The organism is Xenorhabdus sp. PR6a, from assembly GCF_028599065.1.
Taxonomy (GTDB): domain Bacteria; phylum Pseudomonadota; class Gammaproteobacteria; order Enterobacterales; family Enterobacteriaceae; genus Xenorhabdus; species Xenorhabdus doucetiae.
Map to the genome: position 1 here is coordinate 39,063 of NZ_JAQRFJ010000002.1, position 19,149 is coordinate 58,211.

The 19,149-nt window shown below is 47.5% G+C and carries 5 protein-coding genes and 2 pseudogenes; 3 read left to right on the top strand and 4 right to left on the bottom strand.

Annotation, left to right across the window (positions count from 1 at the left end):
* Positions 1-449: 449 nt before the first annotated feature.
* From PSI15_RS00855 to PSI15_RS00865, 3 genes are all read left to right on the top strand, one after another.
* Positions 450-1,487 (top strand): methyltransferase, encoded by a 1,038-nt coding sequence (locus tag PSI15_RS00855; RefSeq protein ID WP_045969612.1) that lies wholly within the window; start codon positions 450-452, stop codon positions 1,485-1,487.
* A 61-nt stretch (positions 1,488-1,548) separates the two neighbouring features.
* A complete protein-coding gene (locus tag PSI15_RS00860; protein WP_273581952.1) occupies positions 1,549-3,087 on the top strand; it encodes an FAD/NAD(P)-binding protein in 1,539 nt (512 codons plus the stop codon).
* 252 nt (positions 3,088-3,339) lie between these two features.
* Positions 3,340-4,080, top strand: coding sequence for a class I SAM-dependent methyltransferase (locus PSI15_RS00865; RefSeq protein ID WP_273581896.1), 741 nt, complete (start codon positions 3,340-3,342; stop codon positions 4,078-4,080).
* 190 nt (positions 4,081-4,270) lie between these two features.
* On the opposite strand, the pseudogene PSI15_RS18515 reads toward PSI15_RS00865, so the two are convergent.
* From PSI15_RS18515 to rtxA, 4 genes and pseudogenes are all read right to left on the bottom strand, one after another.
* A pseudogene (locus PSI15_RS18515) lies at positions 4,271-4,477 on the bottom strand (DUF4276 family protein); the annotation flags it as partial.
* Between the two features lie 132 nt (positions 4,478-4,609).
* A pseudogene (locus PSI15_RS18520) lies at positions 4,610-5,236 on the bottom strand (AAA family ATPase); the annotation flags it as partial.
* A 13-nt stretch (positions 5,237-5,249) separates the two neighbouring features.
* Positions 5,250-5,351 carry a hypothetical protein gene (locus PSI15_RS18525; RefSeq protein WP_443256055.1) on the bottom strand — a complete coding sequence of 34 codons (102 nt, stop codon included), beginning with the start codon at positions 5,349-5,351 and terminating at the stop codon, positions 5,250-5,252.
* Between the two features lie 345 nt (positions 5,352-5,696).
* Entirely contained in the window at positions 5,697-19,139 is a 13,443-nt protein-coding gene (gene rtxA / locus PSI15_RS00875) for an MARTX multifunctional-autoprocessing repeats-in-toxin holotoxin RtxA (protein ID WP_273581898.1), read from the bottom strand.
* Between the last annotated feature and the right edge of the window lie 10 nt (positions 19,140-19,149).

The following is a 19,149-nucleotide window of genomic DNA, read 5'->3' on the forward strand; positions in this document are numbered from 1 at the left end:
ACGCTTTTATCTGTATCAATAGCCTCAAAAATCAGGGAAATAATACGACAAAATAATTATCCAAGAAGATCCCGCATATAACGGTTAGATAAATTCAATCGTTCTTGATTATTTTTTCATGCCTGCAAATGAAAATTAAATAACACTAATTAATTTAGACTACGATTATTGACTCACCTATATTTGAATACTACGCAGATTCATATAATGAGCACAATATTTATAATATTTAAGCAAACAAAGTCGTATTTTCCTGAAACACCCCAAAATAATATTTTCTCGTGAAAATAACCTATCTTATTAATTTCACCTTAATAACAATGTCCATAACAATATATTTGCACATAAGATTTTTTGTTGTTGTCAGAACTACTCTTTTTCGGTTAAGAATATTCTTAAAATAACAATAAATTTTTCTATTTTTTAACTAACAACAAATGGGCATTGATATGAACACACTCAATTATAACGACACAGCAATTATTTCCAACGATACATCATCCGCTTTACACCTACTTCATCAAACAATGGGTTACACCTATCAAGCTGCACTTCGTGCGGCTACCGTTCTTGGTGTCGCCGACCATTTAATTGATGGATCAAAAACCGTGTATGAGCTGGCCCAAGCCGTCGGGGCTCAAGAACAACAGCTACACCGGGTACTGCGGTTACTTGCCACGCGGAACATCTTTCACGAGATTGAAGAAAAACGGTTTGCACTCACACCGGCAGCCGAATTCTTACGCACAGACGTCAACAATTCCCTGCGAGCCGCAGTCTTGATGCTGACTGACAAGACATTTTGGCAACCGCTCGGTGAAGTTGTAGAAAGCGTTCGCGGCAATCCAGCTTTCAAGCACATCTACGGCCTTCCTTTCTTTGATTATTGGGCGCAAACAGGTATGCCTGCTGATGACTTTCACGTCGGTATGTCCTCAATGTCAAAGGTGGAAAATCTGTTTCTGGTGCACAGTTATGACTTCCCGAAAAATGCAACCGTGGTCGACGTGGCCGGCGGATTTGGCGGCCTGTTACTGAGGGTGCTACAGGATAATACCACGCTGCGCGGTATCCTTTTCGACAGACAACACGTACTGGACAGGCATGAACTTGGGGCACTGGGTGATGATACGCGGTGGGAGCTTGCATCCGGCGACTTTTTCGAATCATGTCCTCAGGGTGATATCTACCTGCTCAAATACATTATGCACGACTGGCCTGACGAACAATGTATCAGCATTCTGCGTAACTGCCGGAAAGCTATGGCACCTAATGGGCGGGTGCTGGTGATGGACCCGGTGATCCCTGATGGCAACATTTCGCACGCAGGTAAGGAAATGGATCTCCTCTGTATGGGGATCTACGAAGGAGGACGCGAGCGAACAAGGGGTGAGCTACAACAATTGTTGACTCGTGCAGGCTTGAAACTCAATCGTGTCATTGATACAGGTTGCTATGTATCGATTGTCGAAGCCATTGCCGAATAAATTCCTTCTACTTTAAGGCAGATAGATAAAACTTCCTTATTAACATATAGGGGAAATAATGATGTCTTTTCAAAAAAGAAGTCTTGCAATTGTAGGAGGTGGTGCGGCGGGAGTGACGACATTCATCTCGGCAGTACAACACCGTGCGGCACAAGTCATTTATATCGTTGATCCTGGACCTATTGGTCCAGGCATGGCATTTTTCAATTTGGATGGCGATATACTCTGCAACACCTCCGTCGATACGATGTCAGTCGTATCAGATAACCCTTTGGATTTTCTAGATTACCTGCATGAACATGGTCATGCCGTTACACCGGAATCTTTCGTGCCACGGCAATGGGTAGGAAACTATCTGAATGAAAGATTTTCAGAATTCAGCACTATTGCTCGTAAATCCGGTATTGATGTTTTTCATGTGCCTCATTTATTTAGGCAATTGAAGGTAAACTCACATCGTCGTTATACGCTTTGGTACGGTGATGTCCTGGCACCTAAACCGCTGGAGGTGACTGACGTTATTTTCTGCACAGGTTTTGGCGCTTCTCGCATTCCTGACGCTTTGAAACCACACTTGGCTCATCCAACTTTTATTCACTGTCCCTATCCAGAGACAGGTATGTTAACCAAAATACCCACGAAATCACGGGTATTGGTTATCGGAAGTAAACTTTCAGCAATCGATGCGGCTATTCTGCTTTGCCGTGAAGGCCATCATGTCACCATGACATCGCCGTCAGGAGATATTCCCGCTGTTCGTTCGCGATTTATGCGCAGCTCTGGCGCCTTCTTTGAGCATAAAAGCATGACATCAATAATGACCCATAAAGGAAATCAATCGACAAACTTTTTTCCTGATTCATTGAAGCATGCGTATCTAAAATATTTTCGCCGTACCTTGAATAAGTACACAAAAATACCCTGGCGAGAACAGTTTTCTAATGCCAATAGTTATCGAGAGCGTCTTCGTGAAGAAATATCGATTGCAGAGCAAGGAAAAAGCCAATGGCAAGATATCACAGTCAATTTTATGGATGTCATTAACGAAATACACCTAACAGATAAAACGTATTTTGATGGTACGTTTCATCCCAACGTTGAAAAAATGCTTCATCGATATATTACCGCCATTGCTTTGCCCAATGCACGAAAGCTCCTGCACTATATGGATAGTGATGTTCTTACCATTCAGCAAGGCGCCATTCTAAATGTCGTCGTAGAGGAGGGAAAAAAAGGGGCTTGGTTAGTCAATTTAGGGCAGGATTATCAACGGTTTGATGCAGTTGTTACTGCGGTTGGTTATCACCGCCCTTATTTCGTCATTGACGAGAACGGGCAACTTGAGATTGACGCTTACGGACATCGTTCAGAATGCGCAGTATCAATCTCGCCAGAAATGGCGGCCAGCCATCCCTACTTTAAGGAAAAGGAAAGTATTTGGTTTGTCGGAACACCTGCACACAGGCGGTTATGGGTACCCAATGCCCTGGTCGTGGTTGCAAATATAGCAACTCGGGTAATTAACAATATGAGGAGAATCGATATTCCGGTCGCATCAACCGTCGGCAACCATGAAAAAGATCTGGTCATCAGCAAATAATTGTAACCGCTCCACCCAACATGGATTTTCCTCAGGGTTTCCCACTAAAGAGGAAGATCCATGTTAAACAGATTATGGTGTTTACACAAAGTACAACACAGAATTTAATATATAACCAAATAGATGATCTAATGATAAAAATAATTATATCGGATATGTGACTGATATTTTATTGTACGACAGCAAGATAACAAATGAAAAAATAAACAGACTGTGAGTGCTATCCTAATACTTAATAAGGGAACCATGATTATGCAAGAAGAGATACATTATGATTCTATTGGGGAAGGTTATGAACACTTCTACAATTCTGTCCCCCAACGCAAAGTCGAAGTGCGCACTTTATTTGATATGGTCGGTGATGTCCAAGGAAAGTCGGTTCTGGATTTAGCCTGTGGCTATGGTTATTTTGGTCGGGAATTATATCACCGTGGTGCATCAAAAGTCGTTGGGGTCGATATCTCTGAAAAAATGATCGCACTGGCCAAGAAAAAATCAACGGAATACGGCGATAACATTGAATTTCATGTCGCAAATGTGTCTGATATGCAATTAAATGAAAAATTCGATATTATCACCGCGACTTTCTTATTTCATTATGCCAAATCCATTGAAGAACTGGAAAGTATGTTTCGTTCTGTCGCTAATCACCTTAAACCTTCGGGTAAATTAGTCGCTTATATGGCTGCACCAGATTATCAATTAGAAAAAGGCAATTGCCATAATTATGGTTTGAATATTCTCAGCGAAGAACCCCTGCAAGGTGGTTTCATTCACCAAGTGGAATTTATTACCACTCCCCCTATTCTATTAACTTTCTATCGCTGGGATCGTGAAACTTATAAAAATGCGATTCACAAAGCAGGTTTCGGTCATTTTGAATGGAGAAAACCGATGGTGTTAGAAAGTGATATTGAACGTTACCCAGCGGGTTTCTGGGATGCTTATCAGCAAAATTGTATGCATACGGGACTGACCTGTTGGATGCCATAGCATTTGCTATAAATAGTGTATTTTAATACCAACTCTAGATAAAATATGCCCCCAACGATTTGGGGGATATATTTTAGCTATGTCTCGACGGATTGGTTTATGTTTCCCTATTCAGGGACTTGAAATCTATTTTTCAGGGTTTTACCTTAAGAGCCATTATCTTATTTAACCACTGATTGAAATGTGGGCATTATGAGCAAATTACATCCAAACCAATATCACCCGCGATAAGTGGACCATGCAATGTCTTATGGTAATTGGGAATTATTGCCAAAATACGCTTGGATGGCGCAGTTTGTGGGCTGTTATTGATATTTTCAGGGTTAACGAATTGAGCTTTTATGGCTTGTAATGCGGCAATAGGCGCATTGTCATCAAGCCATTCTGAAAGAGTTTCATTATTCAGGCGGTTAAAGGTGGATGTTCCTTGTTGTTTATCGACAACAATCAAATCGTCAGCATCAAATTGATTAACCAGCTCAACTGATTGGGTAGAAATAATCAGTTGGTGTTTATTGCTGGCATTTTTAATTAGACCAGCCAGTACGTTGATGGCATAAGGGTGAAGTCCGAGCTCTGGTTCATCAATAATAATTGAGCCAGGCATATAGTTTTCGGGTTGCAGCAACACCGTCGTCAATAGCATAAAGCGCAAAGTACCATCGGATAACTCACTGGCTTTAAAGGGAATATCCTGTTCTTTTTCTGTCCATTCAAGTTGAATATAATCGACATTATCCGGCGTGGGGCGTAAATAAAAATCACCAAAAAAGGGAGCGACCATTTGAATGGTTTTAATAATCCGTTTGTAATGCAGGTGATGATGTTTTTGCAAACGATATAAAAATGCGGCTAAATTAGCGCCATCATCCCGTAAATAGTCATTATCATTAATACGATGGGTTTGTTTAACTTTGGCACTATCGCTTGTATCATGAAAATGATATACCCGCCAACGGAGCATGGTAGGTAAAGTATAACCCCCAACGTTGGCCTGATGCTTATCAACATGAGATTCAAAGTGCCCGGCACCAATATCGTAATCGCCCTTGATGTCACAAAAGAGTGATTCATGTTGAAACATCATACGATTATCATTGGTGGGCTCTAGTCCAAATTTATAGCCATTGTGACCAAAATAAAGTTCAGCATTCATGGACTCCGTTTTTTTACGTCCAAAATGCAACAAGGTATCGGGTCCCCCCCTTTTTGCCAACGAGAGATTGTAAACGATGATCAAGCATGACGGCGATCAAGTGGAAAAAGCTGATAAAATTGGATTTTCCGGCACCATTGGCTCCGATGAGGACATTCAGGCACCCCATTTGTAAATCACATTTTTCGATAGATTTGTAGCCTATTATCTTAACTCTGCTTAAGTGATCATGATTAGTTATTGGTTTCATCATCTTGCCCTTTTCAGCATCATGTGATTTAGATATGTCCTATTTTAGGGTAAGTAACCTGAGTATGGCATCTGATCATTGATCATCTGGGAGAAATTGTGGCTGTCAAACGATGATCATCTTAAAAAAATAAGCCGTCACTGAATATTACCTGCTTAGAGATGAATATCCTGATGACGGCTTAAGATTAATTAAACCAATTTAGGTCAATTAAACCAACTTCGCTTTCCCGTTTGTCGTATCCGACCAAGCGGTCACAATGGTTGATTTTGTTTTATTGTCAAGCGAGTCAATAAACCCACTGTCACCCATCTTAGGCGCAAATCCACTCATAGCCTGCACCAAAGAATCCACGGCATTGGCAGAGAATGCCGTATATTCACGCTCGCCTTGTGCGTCTTTATCCCCCATTTGGGTGATGATATCCGCACGGTTGCCATCGAAGTAATTGTTGAAGGTCACAGAACCCAAGGCTTCAAACTGCCCCTGTGCGGAGGTATCTTTGATATGACGCTGGGTCAACACAACCAAGTCGTAACCGCTGCGCTGGAACCACAGGTTTTGCCAATTGATATCGTTGAAGATAATCTTGTCACCTTGCTTAATATCCTCAACCACGTTATCAATCACATCACCGCTAACCACAAAGCTATTCACGCCTGTACCGCCTTTGAAGTGGTTCTGATAGCCGCCCAATATCAGCAGATCATCACCATCACCACCATTAAGCTGGCTAAACTTGGAGACGACATCGGCAATCAAATGATCGTTCCCTGTCCCCCCATTGATGACCGAGTGATACCCCATCAGTTTGATGGAATTGTTGCCCGTGCTGCCATCGATCTGGTTATGGTTGCCGAATACCGCCGCAAAGTCGTTACCCTCTCCCAGATTAACCTGATTATTGTTGCCGATGGTGACAACGTAATCCTGATCTTCGCCAGCATGAATGCGATTAAAGTTGCCGGAAGCCACGATATAATCGCGTCCCTTACCGCCACTGATCACACCGCCTTCACCAAAGACAAAGGCTTGGTCATCACCCTCACCCAGATAAGCGTAGTTAATGCGTCCGGCCAATACCGCAACATCGTTGCCCGTACCGCCAAACATCATGTTTTCACGCCCCATCAGAACGCCCGTATCATGACCTTCACCGCCTGCGAAGATATTCGAGGTGCCGACGGAATAGAAGGTGTCATCACCACGGCCGCCCCAGAAGTTGTTGTTATCTCCCAGATAAGCACCGAGATCCTTACCGTCACCGCCCCAGTTAAAGTTGTAGTTACCGAGGGAGACGTTGATATCACCATCACCTTGCAGGTGGCCACTGTTATGCAGGAAATCAAATGTTTTCTCCTGTATGTTCAGTAAGTCGGCGGTCAGGTTCTCTTTCAGGTTGGTGACCTGTGATCCCACCTTGGCTTGCTTATCCTTATCGAACAAGGTGGCAAACAGGTTCGGCATATCCAGTGAAGGCAACCCAAATGGGCGATCAGTTTGCGGGGCTGATTGCTCCCCTTTACCAATGGAAACCTGCCCTTCCTGACTTTCATCAGGCGCTTTTGCTTTCAGGCCGTGGCTTTCAGCAAAAGATTTCACCCCATCAGCCCCGATATTCAGCCCGGCTTCCAGACTGTTGAGCAATTTTTCCGGATCGGTGAAGGCTTGCAGTTGGTCGCCACTGAATTCACCGATGATTTCCAGCATTTCACGCAGAATGGCAACGCCGTCCACCGGCTGGCCTGAGCGGGAGACAATGCCGCCTTGCGGGGTATAATCCACGCCAAAGATATCCGCCAGTGTGGTGTCCGCACCGACACTTGCCAGATTCCCCAGCAACTTGTTTTTGATCTGACGTGGCAAATCCGTTGGCGTAAAGGTAAACGGATTTTTCGCCAACCCCGTCGAGGTGTAATCCTGGGTCATCAGGCCAAACAGTGAACCCAGATTGGTATCCAATATCGATTGAATATTGTCACCGAACATAAAGTTCCAGTTACCGGTTGTGACCTGAATATCGGCGCCCTGCCCACCCACTGCAAAGTTGAAGGCCAGCTTTTCATTCGCCTGACGGAACTTGTCCGCCCGACTCATTTTACCCATTTCCGGCGTGTTGCCTTTACCGCTCAACCATTGGTTGTATTTCTTGTTCAGGGTGTTTTCGAGATCACTTTTCAGGCCACGGCTGCTGCGTTCATTTTGCGAATCCAGATCGGTCAGGGTGTGATAATCAACACTGCTGGTCAAATCAAGACCGGACAGATCGCGGACATATTTCTTCGCTCCTTCCAGGGTCCATTGTTGATCTTGTTTCGCCAGCCAATCGGGTGAATTAAACGATCCGGCAATCTCTTGCAGTACGCCAGAAATACGGACAGCTCCCTCAAACGGGTTAACCAACGGAGGAGTTGGGATGGATTTCTCCAGCATTACGATCAGATCGTTACTGCGCCCCAAGTTAAAGCTGACGTTCCGGTTGCCCATGAACAGTTGCGCGCCTTCCAATGCCCGATAACCAGCGATATCAACACTGTGCTTACTATCGCCATCACCAATGTGAACCATCACGTTATTATCGCCAAAGGCCAGAGATTTAAAGCCGCCTGTGCCGACCTTGATACCGACATTGCTGGTTCCCCAGTTCATAACCGTAAATTCGCCATCACCCGCCTGTACCTGAATATTGCCGGAATAACTCAGTTGGTTATTGGATGATGTTGCTGCGGAATGATTATCCACGGCATCGTGTTGTTTTGGTGCATGGAATGTTTGGCTATTTTCCGCAATGGCACCTTGTGCTTTGGCATCGGTTTGCCCCACGCGGGACAGGATGATATCACTTTCAGAGATACCGCGGCGCACTCGTTCAGCGTGGCTTTCCACCGCACCTGCGTCATTCCAACCCAACACGATCTTGTTATCCATGAGCTTGTGAACCCACTGTTCCCGCGCATCTTTCGTGTACTTACGGCCAATACTGTCTACCGCCACTTCGCTGCTGCGCGCCGATACTGTGGTACGAATGCCCTGCTCATCCAGTGCCGAAATAAAACCGCGGGCAAAACCCTCTCGTTTGTCGTCACTGATCAACGAGCAACCAACGAGGCTGATATGGTCTGGTGTGCCAATATGCTTATCAGTACTGAACTGTTTCAGTCTCAAGGCCAGTTCATCTGCACTGTAACCACTTATGCGTGTGTGGTAACGCATATCGTTTTGTGCTGATTCTTCGCGTCCATGCCCAACAACCTGCCAGCGTAATTTGCCGGACTGTAATTGACCGGACAAGGCAGCAAGATCGCCATATACCACGCGATATTGACCATCGGCATCAAGCTGAACAATCACGCTGGAATTCGGATGTTTACCTGCCAGGCTCGCGGCCGCTTTAGCCGCAACCGGATCATTTTCCATCTGGATGATGATCTGACCATTAAAGCGGCTATCATTTCCGTCACCTTCTGGCTGCGGGTTGACCACGGCACGTTCCCACGATCCGACATCATGGTTATTGACGCCCCGGTTAACCCCTTCCGGTACATTATCCCTGGAGACATCGCCCTTAAGCGGTGCTTTCACCTCATCGGTGATATTGATATCCCCCGATGCCTTAAGCGTTAATTGGCTGGCGGCTGGGTTAGCAAAGACCTTATCCATATTCGACTGCACAAGGTTAGCCGCCTGTTTGAAATTGTGACTTTCAACGTCAACCAAAACTTTCCCAACTTTCTTCGCGGTCACTTCTAGCGTCACGACATCATCACGGTAATCAACCACACGTCCCGTGATATTTGAACCGAGTCTGAAGGTTTGACCCTGTTCTTTCAGCGCCCGCAATACGTACGATGGTTCACCTTCGCGTGCCTGTTTCCAGAGGCCGTCATACTGGGTAATGGTGCCATCTTCAAACGTATTGTAGTTAACGTAGAAACTTTGACCTTTCTCTTGGCTGGCTTCGTATTCATAACCAAATTTGGATTTATAGCCGGTTATTATTCCCTTATGGAAGGCATCCATAAAACCTTTAAAATCTTGATAGTTATCAAATGACTTGATACCAAAATTAGGATCATAGAATGACCAAACGGTTTGGTTTTCTCCTTTATGTACCGTCACTGCCATTGCATGGTCTTCAGACATAAAGGACATATACGTCGTTTTATCTACCTGACGTAGCTGTTCCATCACAGACTCATAACCAGCGACATCATTACTCAACGAACGGTCGATTCTGCTGCCCGTCAGTCCATTGGCTTTTAGTTTGCCACCATAGGCTTGATTGGCTTTCTCACGATCAACCAAATTGGACATATTTTGCGTTTGGCTATACTGCATTGAGAGCAGATCTTGAATAGCCGGGCCGATATGTTGACGGCGATACTGATTCAGCAAAGCGGTTTCAACCGAGTTGATGTCACTCTTTTTATTCACCGTATTGTCATTGTAGGCTTTGACCGCATCCGTCAGCCACGACAAATACGCCTTACCGCCTCCCACGCCATGTATCCGTTCTTCCATCAGGTAACGGCCAGACAAGGCGAAACAGATGCCTTCCAGAAATTCTTTTGACTCAACGTGATTGCCCTTCGTCAGGAGTACGTTGCCAATTTCCGGCACCAGTTTTTCAAGATTATTGAGCAGGGATTCTCCCTGCGTGAAGTGGAAGGAATACTGATCCAGCTCTTTCCCACCTGACTTCGCATCAAAGAGCGTATAAAGGGCTTTTTCCACCAACCCTGTTTTTACGCGGCCATTTTCAGGCTGAGGATCAGAAACAGGGTCAGAAACAGAAAGTGTTGAGACAATCTTATCCGCATATTGGCTCATCAAACGGCTGCTGTCTTCATGACCATAGAAGGTCTGTTCACCCGCGACCTGATAACCTGCTTCGGCAAGCTTGGCACGCAGTTTTTCCCCTGCTTCGCCCAATCCTTCATTGTCGGTTAACAACATGATTGGCGTCTGCTTCGAGATACCTTGCAGGTTTTTCTCCACAGAGAAACGACCATTGACCGATTTCGCCAACGCGCCGGTCAGCCCTGCCGGATTCGGCACTTCATGGGCAGTAATGGCTTTGGTCATGCTTGGCATTGGCCGGTCGAGCAACAAACCGGAAACCGCCCGTCCGTTGTGTTCGGCATAACGAGCCAGATCTGCTGCAATTGGCCCACCCATGGAATAACCATGAATGATGATATTTTCCGGCTTGATACCACGATCATTCACCAGGTAATGGAACATCGTGCGGGCATCCTGATACAGCCCTTTCTCGCTTGGATGGCCGTCGCTGGCACCATAGCCGCGCAGGTTCACCGCCAGCATATCAATACCTTGCTTTTGGTAGTGGCTTTGGATAAAACTCGCTTGCTCTTCCGCAGAGGAACCGGAACCGTGAATGAAAAGCACCACCTTTTTCGCCGGGTTATCTTTACCCTGATGCAGTTCACCTTGATCTTTCTGATCGCCGTGATGGTAATAACCGGTCAGACGTCCCGCGTCACCCTGTAGTGTGATCTTGTTCGCTGTCCCTTTGGTGACTGCCTCATCCAGGATTATCTGAGTACCATACCCGACGTTACGGCGATCTTCTCTGGCACCATAAAGCTCACCGTTAAGGAAGCGGGCGATAGGATTGAGTGGCTCTTTGTCACGCGGTGGTGTGCCGTCGTTGTCAATCGCCACTTTTTCCAGCGCCTTGTCTTTTTTATCCGACTGACCCAGTGCTTCCAGCGCTTCATCGGCAACCTGATTCGGCTTATGCAGGTAAGTTTCAATCTGCGCTTCCTGCAACGTCTGCGCATAATTAAATAGTTCGGTGGGTGTCCAGAAACCCCATTTTGGCCGCCATGTATGGCCGATGATTTTATCAGCGCCACCTGCCTTAAGGACTCTGGCAACAATACTTGAGCAGTTATCTGTCAGCAGTTGATAGCGGGCATCAGGGGATTGGATGATTTTATGCCATTCCGCCTGCATTGCTGCCGCATCCAATCCCGCCAGATTGATACGGAAGACCCGTCCCTGATCGGCTTCACTGGATTTGAAATCCTGAGTGTCACTCAGTTCACGTTCTGCGAACTGGCGAATAACATGAGTAATGCGTTTTTCTATCACGTCAGGAGAGTATTGTTGTTTAGCCGCGGTACTCAGTGTTTCAGCAAGCTCTTTGCCCAGTTCAAATACGTCAACACCGCCGTCTGCCATCCGTTGCACAAACGGTCGGGAAATGTGATCCGGTATACCCGCAGATTGCAGAAACTTAGGATTCTCAAGCATTGTTATGGCAAGGTTTTCACTGAAATCCGCAAATTTTGCATCAACCCCTTTAGCAATTTGAAGTTTTTCAATAAATTTCGCCAGCTTGTAGTCGCCATACTGCATGCCAAATTTATCATTTTCCTCAGAAGCTACATCCAACTTCAGTGAGGTATTTTGGCTGGCAGGCTGACTGAGATCGCGCCAGCGTATCTTTAAATCGGGATATTGCTCAGAAGAGACATTGAAAATGTGGCTAATATCGGACGATTTGCTCCCTGCCGGCCACCAACTGACGTAGTTTTTCTTGTTGAATTTACCCGCATCTTCCGCATTAATCTGGGTACGGCCTTGCCCAATTTGCAGGGCAGCATGTCCCAGGCGGCTATGATCACTTGGTTTCCAGACAAACAGCGTGGCGCTGACCGGAGACAATTGTTGTTCAATGGCCTGATGTACCTTTCTCAAGCCAGAGACATCAATACCTTTGCCATCTTTTGCCAGTTCATGGGCTTGCACGTTGGCAAAAACGGCATCGGCAATTGGCTGACCATATTCTCTGCTCACCGTCGCTTTGATCTGCTCAACCGCGTTTTGTGCACTTTGCGCTTTCATGGCAATCTGAATATTGGATTTGCCACGGGTCACAAAGTCCCCCTGCTCATCAAGATAAAGATGTTTGGAATCTTTGAGATTAGCATTGCCCAGTTTGTTGTAGAGATCGCTGAAACTGCCTTTGCCTGTACTTTCCAGCGTGGGTTCTGCCAGAATCAGCGATTCTTCCATGCGCACATTAAGCTGCGACAGCAAGTTGTTCAGTGCCGGTGTACGCGCTGAATCTGGATGTCCCAACAGATAGCCTCCAACCTGCTCACGCAAGTAGGTCAGTTTTTCCACGGCCTCCAGCTCATAATCCTGGTAGTTTTGCAGGGTATTTTCATAGTCTTTGAATGCATCCAGTACATTCTGATAACTGTCACCCAGAATTTTGCCCTTCACATAAGCCGCTTCCTGCAACTCATTCGCAGACATCAGGTCAATTTTCGGTAGATAGTTCCAACGACCCTCCACTTTCTCGGCAAGAATGCGGGTACGTCCCTGCTCGTGGGAAATCATGCGACCTTCCGCCAGATATAATTCGTCAGGCAGTTGATCATAATGGTTATAATTAGCCAGAATAAAACGTTCAACCGCTTTGATCTGAGTTGGATCTTCCGGATCTTCTACCATGATGGTCTTGAATTCATCACGCTGATCACCCGGCCACGGATGGACTTCAAACCCGTCATCGTCGTCAGATTCACGCACCAGCAAATTGCGTTCTGTACGCAATCCATAGAATGGCAGTGCTTGATTCAACAGGTTATCGATAGCACTCGTTTTGATATCCAGATCAACCAGGGTATCTGAGGAATTCACCCTTCCCTGTCTGACGTCATCCGGAATGTCTGCATCCACGTGCTCAAATCCCTGCACAGGCATATATTTTTCGGTCGCCAGATCGTTGTCACTATTCAGCCAACGGTAAGCATCCGCCACCTTCTGCGTTCTGATTGCGGCAGTGAATTCGCTTTCCAGACGCTTCACTGCGTCTTGCTGAATATGTTCTTCGCCCAGTGCTTGCAGTCCACTGAGATCGAGTCCTGAGATTTCCGGCGTGTTTCTGACCCATTCCGTCACGATATCCGCAGACGGATTAGCCGGTTGCGTCACCGACATTTCGCTATGCCCAGATGTCAGTGTGGATTTTTTACCCCGTATTCCCGCATTGATCTGCAAACGATTTAAGGCGCCTTTGGCATTGCCAAGTTCGTTCAGATCATCAACCAAATATTGTAATTCTTCGCTGAACCCGCCATCAGCCTGAACGGTCGATTCAGGATTGATGCTACTCCTGGAATGTTCTGCTTTTTCAATGTCTTCAGAGTAGTGGGATTGATAAGCGTCACCGGACAGACCGCTGCCCGTTGCGCCTGTGCGCTGCGGCTTATCGCTGCCATCAAGTCTGGCACCCTTGGCGTCATGTTGTACTTGCGCGGTTTTGCTGTCTGCCGCTGAGATTTCATGCCGGCCACGCTGTTCTGCCTTCTGCGCGGCGGATTCGCCATCACGTCCCGCCTGATTAGCCCGTTGTTCATCGCTGAGGGCTTCTTTTCTCCGGTTTTCGGCCTGAAGACGCGCATCGTCAATATCCTGCTCGGCATGTTGACGGTTTTGTTCAGCGGTGAGTGTGCCGGCTTCTGATTTGGCAACCGCATCTTTGATATCACCCAAACGTCCTGCGGCCGCTTTTTGTGCGTTATCTAACTGGTTCCGTGCGGTTTCGTTTGCTTTGTCCAATCCGGTCTGAATACTTCCTGACAATTCACGGGCAAACTGATCACGCCACTGTTGACCGGACTTCCCATGATAGGTGGCATGGCTGTCCAGTGCTTTCAGGCTGTTGGCTTTTGCCAGCAGTTCATCGGTCACTGCCTGAGCTTCACCTTGGATAGCATCGCGCTGGCTCTGTCCATTCGCGTTCAACGCCGCCAGATCGGTGGATTCCAGTTGTGCCTGAGTGCCCGAAATGGCATCCAGTTGTTTATCACGTTCCTGTGCCAGGCGTTGGCGATCGGCTTCTGCCTGCGCTTTATCCTGCAAGGCGTTCTGCGCGGCTTGATCTTGCTGCACATGTTCAACAATGCCACTGTTCGCTAACTCAGATTTTGCAACCACGTTATCCAGAATATAACCAAGGCCGTCACTCTTACCTGTGCCTTTAAATTCCAGCCGGTTGCTGCCCGCCTGTGCCGTCAGCGTCAATGTCTGGTTTTTCCATTCGGCTTTACCCGCAGAAACTGAGAACACGACCTGATTGTTCCACAACACTTCCATACCATTATCAGCGGAGCTATTGGGACGTCTGGCAAAGTCAAAGCTAAGATTGATGGATTCGCCCGCAGTGAGATCACGGATCTCCTGATAAATACGGGTATTGCCCTGAACATCAAGTTCACTGACATACTTACCGTGACCGCTATCACTAAGGCCATAAGCCTGAGCAGAGAACTCGGCTTCAATACCGTTTGTAGACTGCCATCCCTGGCTTCCCTGTTCAAAATCACCATTGATGACCAGATTACGCGCCTGATTAGGGTTTAACCGCTCCTCATCGCCAAGTTTATTTTGGATACTGTCAATATCTGGCGCATCAACGCCCGTCACAGCACCTTTCAGGCTGCTTTGCAAATCAGAGGTCACTTCACCGATTTCGGTCAGTTTAAAGCCATTGAGGGAAGAGACTTCCGGCAAGTCGATGGCACCGCGTCCCTTATGGGTTCCTGATGTATTGGCTTCATCGCCATTCACCAGATAATTGATCCCCTGACTGCCAGCCACGCCCAGCAAGGTTTGCTTGATATTGCTGAACAACGTCCCCAGCTTATCGCTCTGAGTATTGCTTTTTGCCACGGCAAGGCTATAGAAATCACCGTTCCCGACCTGAATGGCCACGTTGTTGCGGGCATAAGAGGCGTGGATGTTTAAACCATCACCCACATGGATATTGGCGTTGCCTTCACCTTTCATGACAGAAACATTCAGGCCGTCACCGACTTTGGTATTGACGTTGAATTTACCCCAAGCCACATTGACCGAAACGCCATCGCCCACTTTGGTGTTGATATTCAGGTCGCCATGCGCCGCTGTCACGCTCAGGCCGTCGCCGACGGTTGTCGTGATGTTGCCCTTGCCTTTGGCGGCGGTGACTTGTATGCCGTCACCCACTTTGGTGACCACATTGCCCTGACTCCACAGCGCATTAAAGCTGTCACCATCGCCGATTTGGGTCACGATATTGGCATCACCCTTGGCAAGCACGACATTACGGCCATCGCCCACTTTGGTCATGACGTTAGCCTTGCCCCAGGCACCGGTGTAGTCATCGCCATCGCCCACATGCGTCACGATGTTGGCTTGCCCCTGAATGACCGTCACTTCCTGACCATCACCCACTTTGGTCATGATATTCACATCACCTTTGGCAAAGTTATAACGATCACCATTACCTACATGCGTCATGATGTTAGCCTTGCCCCAGGCGGCATTAATGCCTGATCCATCACCGACTTTGGTAATGATGTTCGCCTCACCTTTAGCAAACCCGACCGTCGTACCGTCACCCACATGGGTCATGAGATTGCCGATGTTGGAGATCAATAGGCCGACAGCGGTTCCATCACCCACTTTGGTCAGAATATTACCCCGGCCGGCTAACAAGGCAGCCGTTGTGCCATCACCGACATGGGTGACAACGTTGGCCTCGGAAGCCGCCACGACGCCCATCAAATCATCACCGACTTTCGTCACAATATTAGCTTTGCCTAATGCCAGTACACCGGTCAAACCGTTACCGACATGTGTCATGACATTGGCTTTGCCAAACATGGCAGCCAGTGTTGTGCCATTCCCCACTTTGGTCATGATATTGGCCGTACCCGCAAACAGGCCGATGCTGGTACTGGCTTTATTGTCACGGATAACGTGAGTATAAATATTGGCTTTACCCACCATCAGTGCCGCTGTCAAACCGGTGCCCACTTTGGTCAGGACGTTCGCCCCACCAATCATGGCAGCAAAGGCGGAGCCATGACCAATTTGGGTAAAGATATTGCCTTTACCAATCATGGCGGAAAGTGCATCACCGTCACCCACTTTAGTGGCAATATTGCCTTTGGCGATCATCAGGGCAACACTCATGCCGTCGCCAACCTGCGTGAACACGTTACCAAACGCCAACATCAGCGCCAGCGCATCACCGTCACCGACTTTGGTGAAGATATTGCCTGCGCCTCCCATCAACGCCCAGTCATTGCCATTACCCACATGAGTGAAAATATTGCCTGCGCCGATCATGGCCGCAATCGCTGTGCCATCCTTCACTTTGGTAAAGATGTTCCCAGCGCCCGCCATGACACCCAGCGTTTGGCCGTTACCGACATGGGTCAGAATATTTCCCAGGCCAAACAGGATGCCTGTGGTATCACCGTCACCGACTTTGGTCAGGATATTGGCGCCTCCCAGCATAATGCCGGTGGTTTTGCCATCACCATCATGCGTCAGAACATTCGCGCCCCCAGCCATGACAGACAGCACATCACCCTTGCCTTTTTTCGTCAGCACATTGGCACCGCCCAGTGCAATGGCTTTCGTATCGGAAGTCGCATGATCATTGCTGATATGGGTAATCACATTGGCGCCGCCCAACATCGCGGATTCGAGATCGCCTTCACCCATTTTGGTCAGGACGTTTGTGCCACCCACAAGCATTGAGGAAACGTTGCCATTCCCCTTTTGGGTCAGAATATTAGCCCCACCAACACCAAACCAGAAGGCGTCACCATCACCAATTTGGGTATGGGTATTGAAACCACCGCCCATTGCGATACGACTGTTGCCATTGCCTTTGTGGATGGAGATATTGCCCACCGCCAGCAGATGAGCAAGGTAGCGGCCATCGCCCACGCGCACCAGTACGTTGGCTGCACCACCTGCGTTGACGTTCATATCACCTTGCTGCGCCTGATGAAGAATGACGTTGGCAATACCCGCGCCATTAAAGTAGACATTACCGCGTGTGACGTTGGATTTAATGACATTGGCGCCACCTGCGCCGGTGTAATGAATATCTCCCGAACTTTCACCGCTGTCAGTGGCCGATTTGAATAGCTCAAGATCGCTGTATTCATGCATATCCGCCACACGGGCGGAAATTGTGCGTTCGGTATTCACACGGTAATGCAGGTCACTCAACGAATAGCTGCCGGTTCCCATCGGGTTATAACCGTTGTCAGCAGAGAAAATTTCGTTGGCGAAATCCAGCGGTGTCTCACTGAACTTGTAGCAAGGACGTGCGAAATATTGCAACACGCCAGTTTTGGGATCGTTTTTCAGTTCAACCACCACCACCTTCTTGTATCTGCCAAATGCCTTGGCATAAACATAGGTGTTTGGCATGCGGTTGGATTTCACCGCTGTCACATCGATCTTCGTTCCATCTCCGTCAATGGCATAACCGCCCATCCTGGCATCAGACAGCGTGATATCGGCGGCATTAATCAGGACACCACCGCCATAGTTCACCCACTGGTTTTCCGTCAGTTTTTGCTCAACGGCATCAATGGATACGGCTTTCCGTTGTTCAACTGTCAGGTTTGACAACGTATAGGCGCCATCCGTGTCAACAGACTGAAAGCCCCCCTCAGAAGAGATATCCTGTTTATCCAGCCCCTTGAGATGCTTCCCTTCTTTAAACCAAGCCGTCGAGAAGTATCTTAACTTGCCGGTTTCAGGATCATTGGAGAGTTTAACTTTGTTGATTTTCGTATAAGTTCCATCCTCAAAGGCAAACAGGTAAGTATTCGGCTCCCGCGCCGATTTAAATCCCGTTACCTGATGAGAGGCACCAATCCATTCACCACTCATGGTGGCATTGGTCAGCACCACCTCTTCAGCTTTGGCATATTCTAGCCCTTCACTGCCAAAATCATTGCCTGCGCCCTTGCGGGTTATCTCGTTGTAACCGCCTGCCCCCGAGAAATAGAGATTACCGTGTGCGACATCGGAATAGAGGCTATTGTATCCGCCAACACCATCAAACCGGATATCCCCTTTGGTTTCGGAGTAGCTGTCATCTGCCTGACGGGTACGTTCAACACGGTTATAAGCCCCCGCGCCCCCGAGGGTAATGTCTCCAGCCTTACCCTTACGAACAATATGGTTATAGGCGCCAGCGCCGGTAAAATGAATATTTCCCGTCTCGACTCTGGAACTGATGACGTTTGCTGCACCAACTCCGTCAAAGGTCACATCTCCCTGAGAGCCCTGATATTTGTTAAACCAGGTACGGTCGATCTTATTGCCAGCCCCTGCGCCGGCAAAAGAGAGATTGCCCTGATGAGTTTCATGCCAGATTTCGTTGTAGGCGCCAGCTCCTTTGAAGCTCATATCGCCCTGCAACCCTTTACGAGTGATGCTATTGTATCCAGACGCTCCCGCATAATTAATACCGCCACGATCTCCGGTGTGATTGATGCTCAATCCCCCCGCCGCGCCGCTATAATTTATCGTGCCACTTTGTGTTTTATTAATTGAAGTATAACCCGACCCTCCTTTGACGGTCAGGGAACCACTGGTATCGTGGATATCCAGATATCCGGCGCCCCCGACAATCGTATCGTGTCCCCATGCCGTATTGACTCTTGCCGCCAGGGAGCCAATAACAATATGGTCATTCCCGCCATAAGCATTAATGACTCCGCCAAGACCGATGGCATTAATATTATTTCCACCGTCATCATCTTCATATACACCGGTAAAGGCATACGCTATGCTGCGGCCGACTGATTTTCCCATAAATAATCCT

What these genes read in the sequence shown, in the direction of transcription:
- PSI15_RS00855 (WP_045969612.1), top strand. Translation starts at nt 450, where the DNA reads ATGAACACACTCAATTATAACGACACAGCAATTATTTCCAACGATACA.
- PSI15_RS00860 (WP_273581952.1), top strand. Translation starts at nt 1,549, where the DNA reads ATGTCTTTTCAAAAAAGAAGTCTTGCAATTGTAGGAGGTGGTGCGGCG.
- PSI15_RS00865 (WP_273581896.1), top strand. Translation starts at nt 3,340, where the DNA reads ATGCAAGAAGAGATACATTATGATTCTATTGGGGAAGGTTATGAACAC.
- rtxA (WP_273581898.1), bottom strand. Translation starts at nt 19,139, where the DNA reads ATGGGAAAATCAGTCGGCCGCAGCATAGCGTATGCCTTTACCGGTGTA.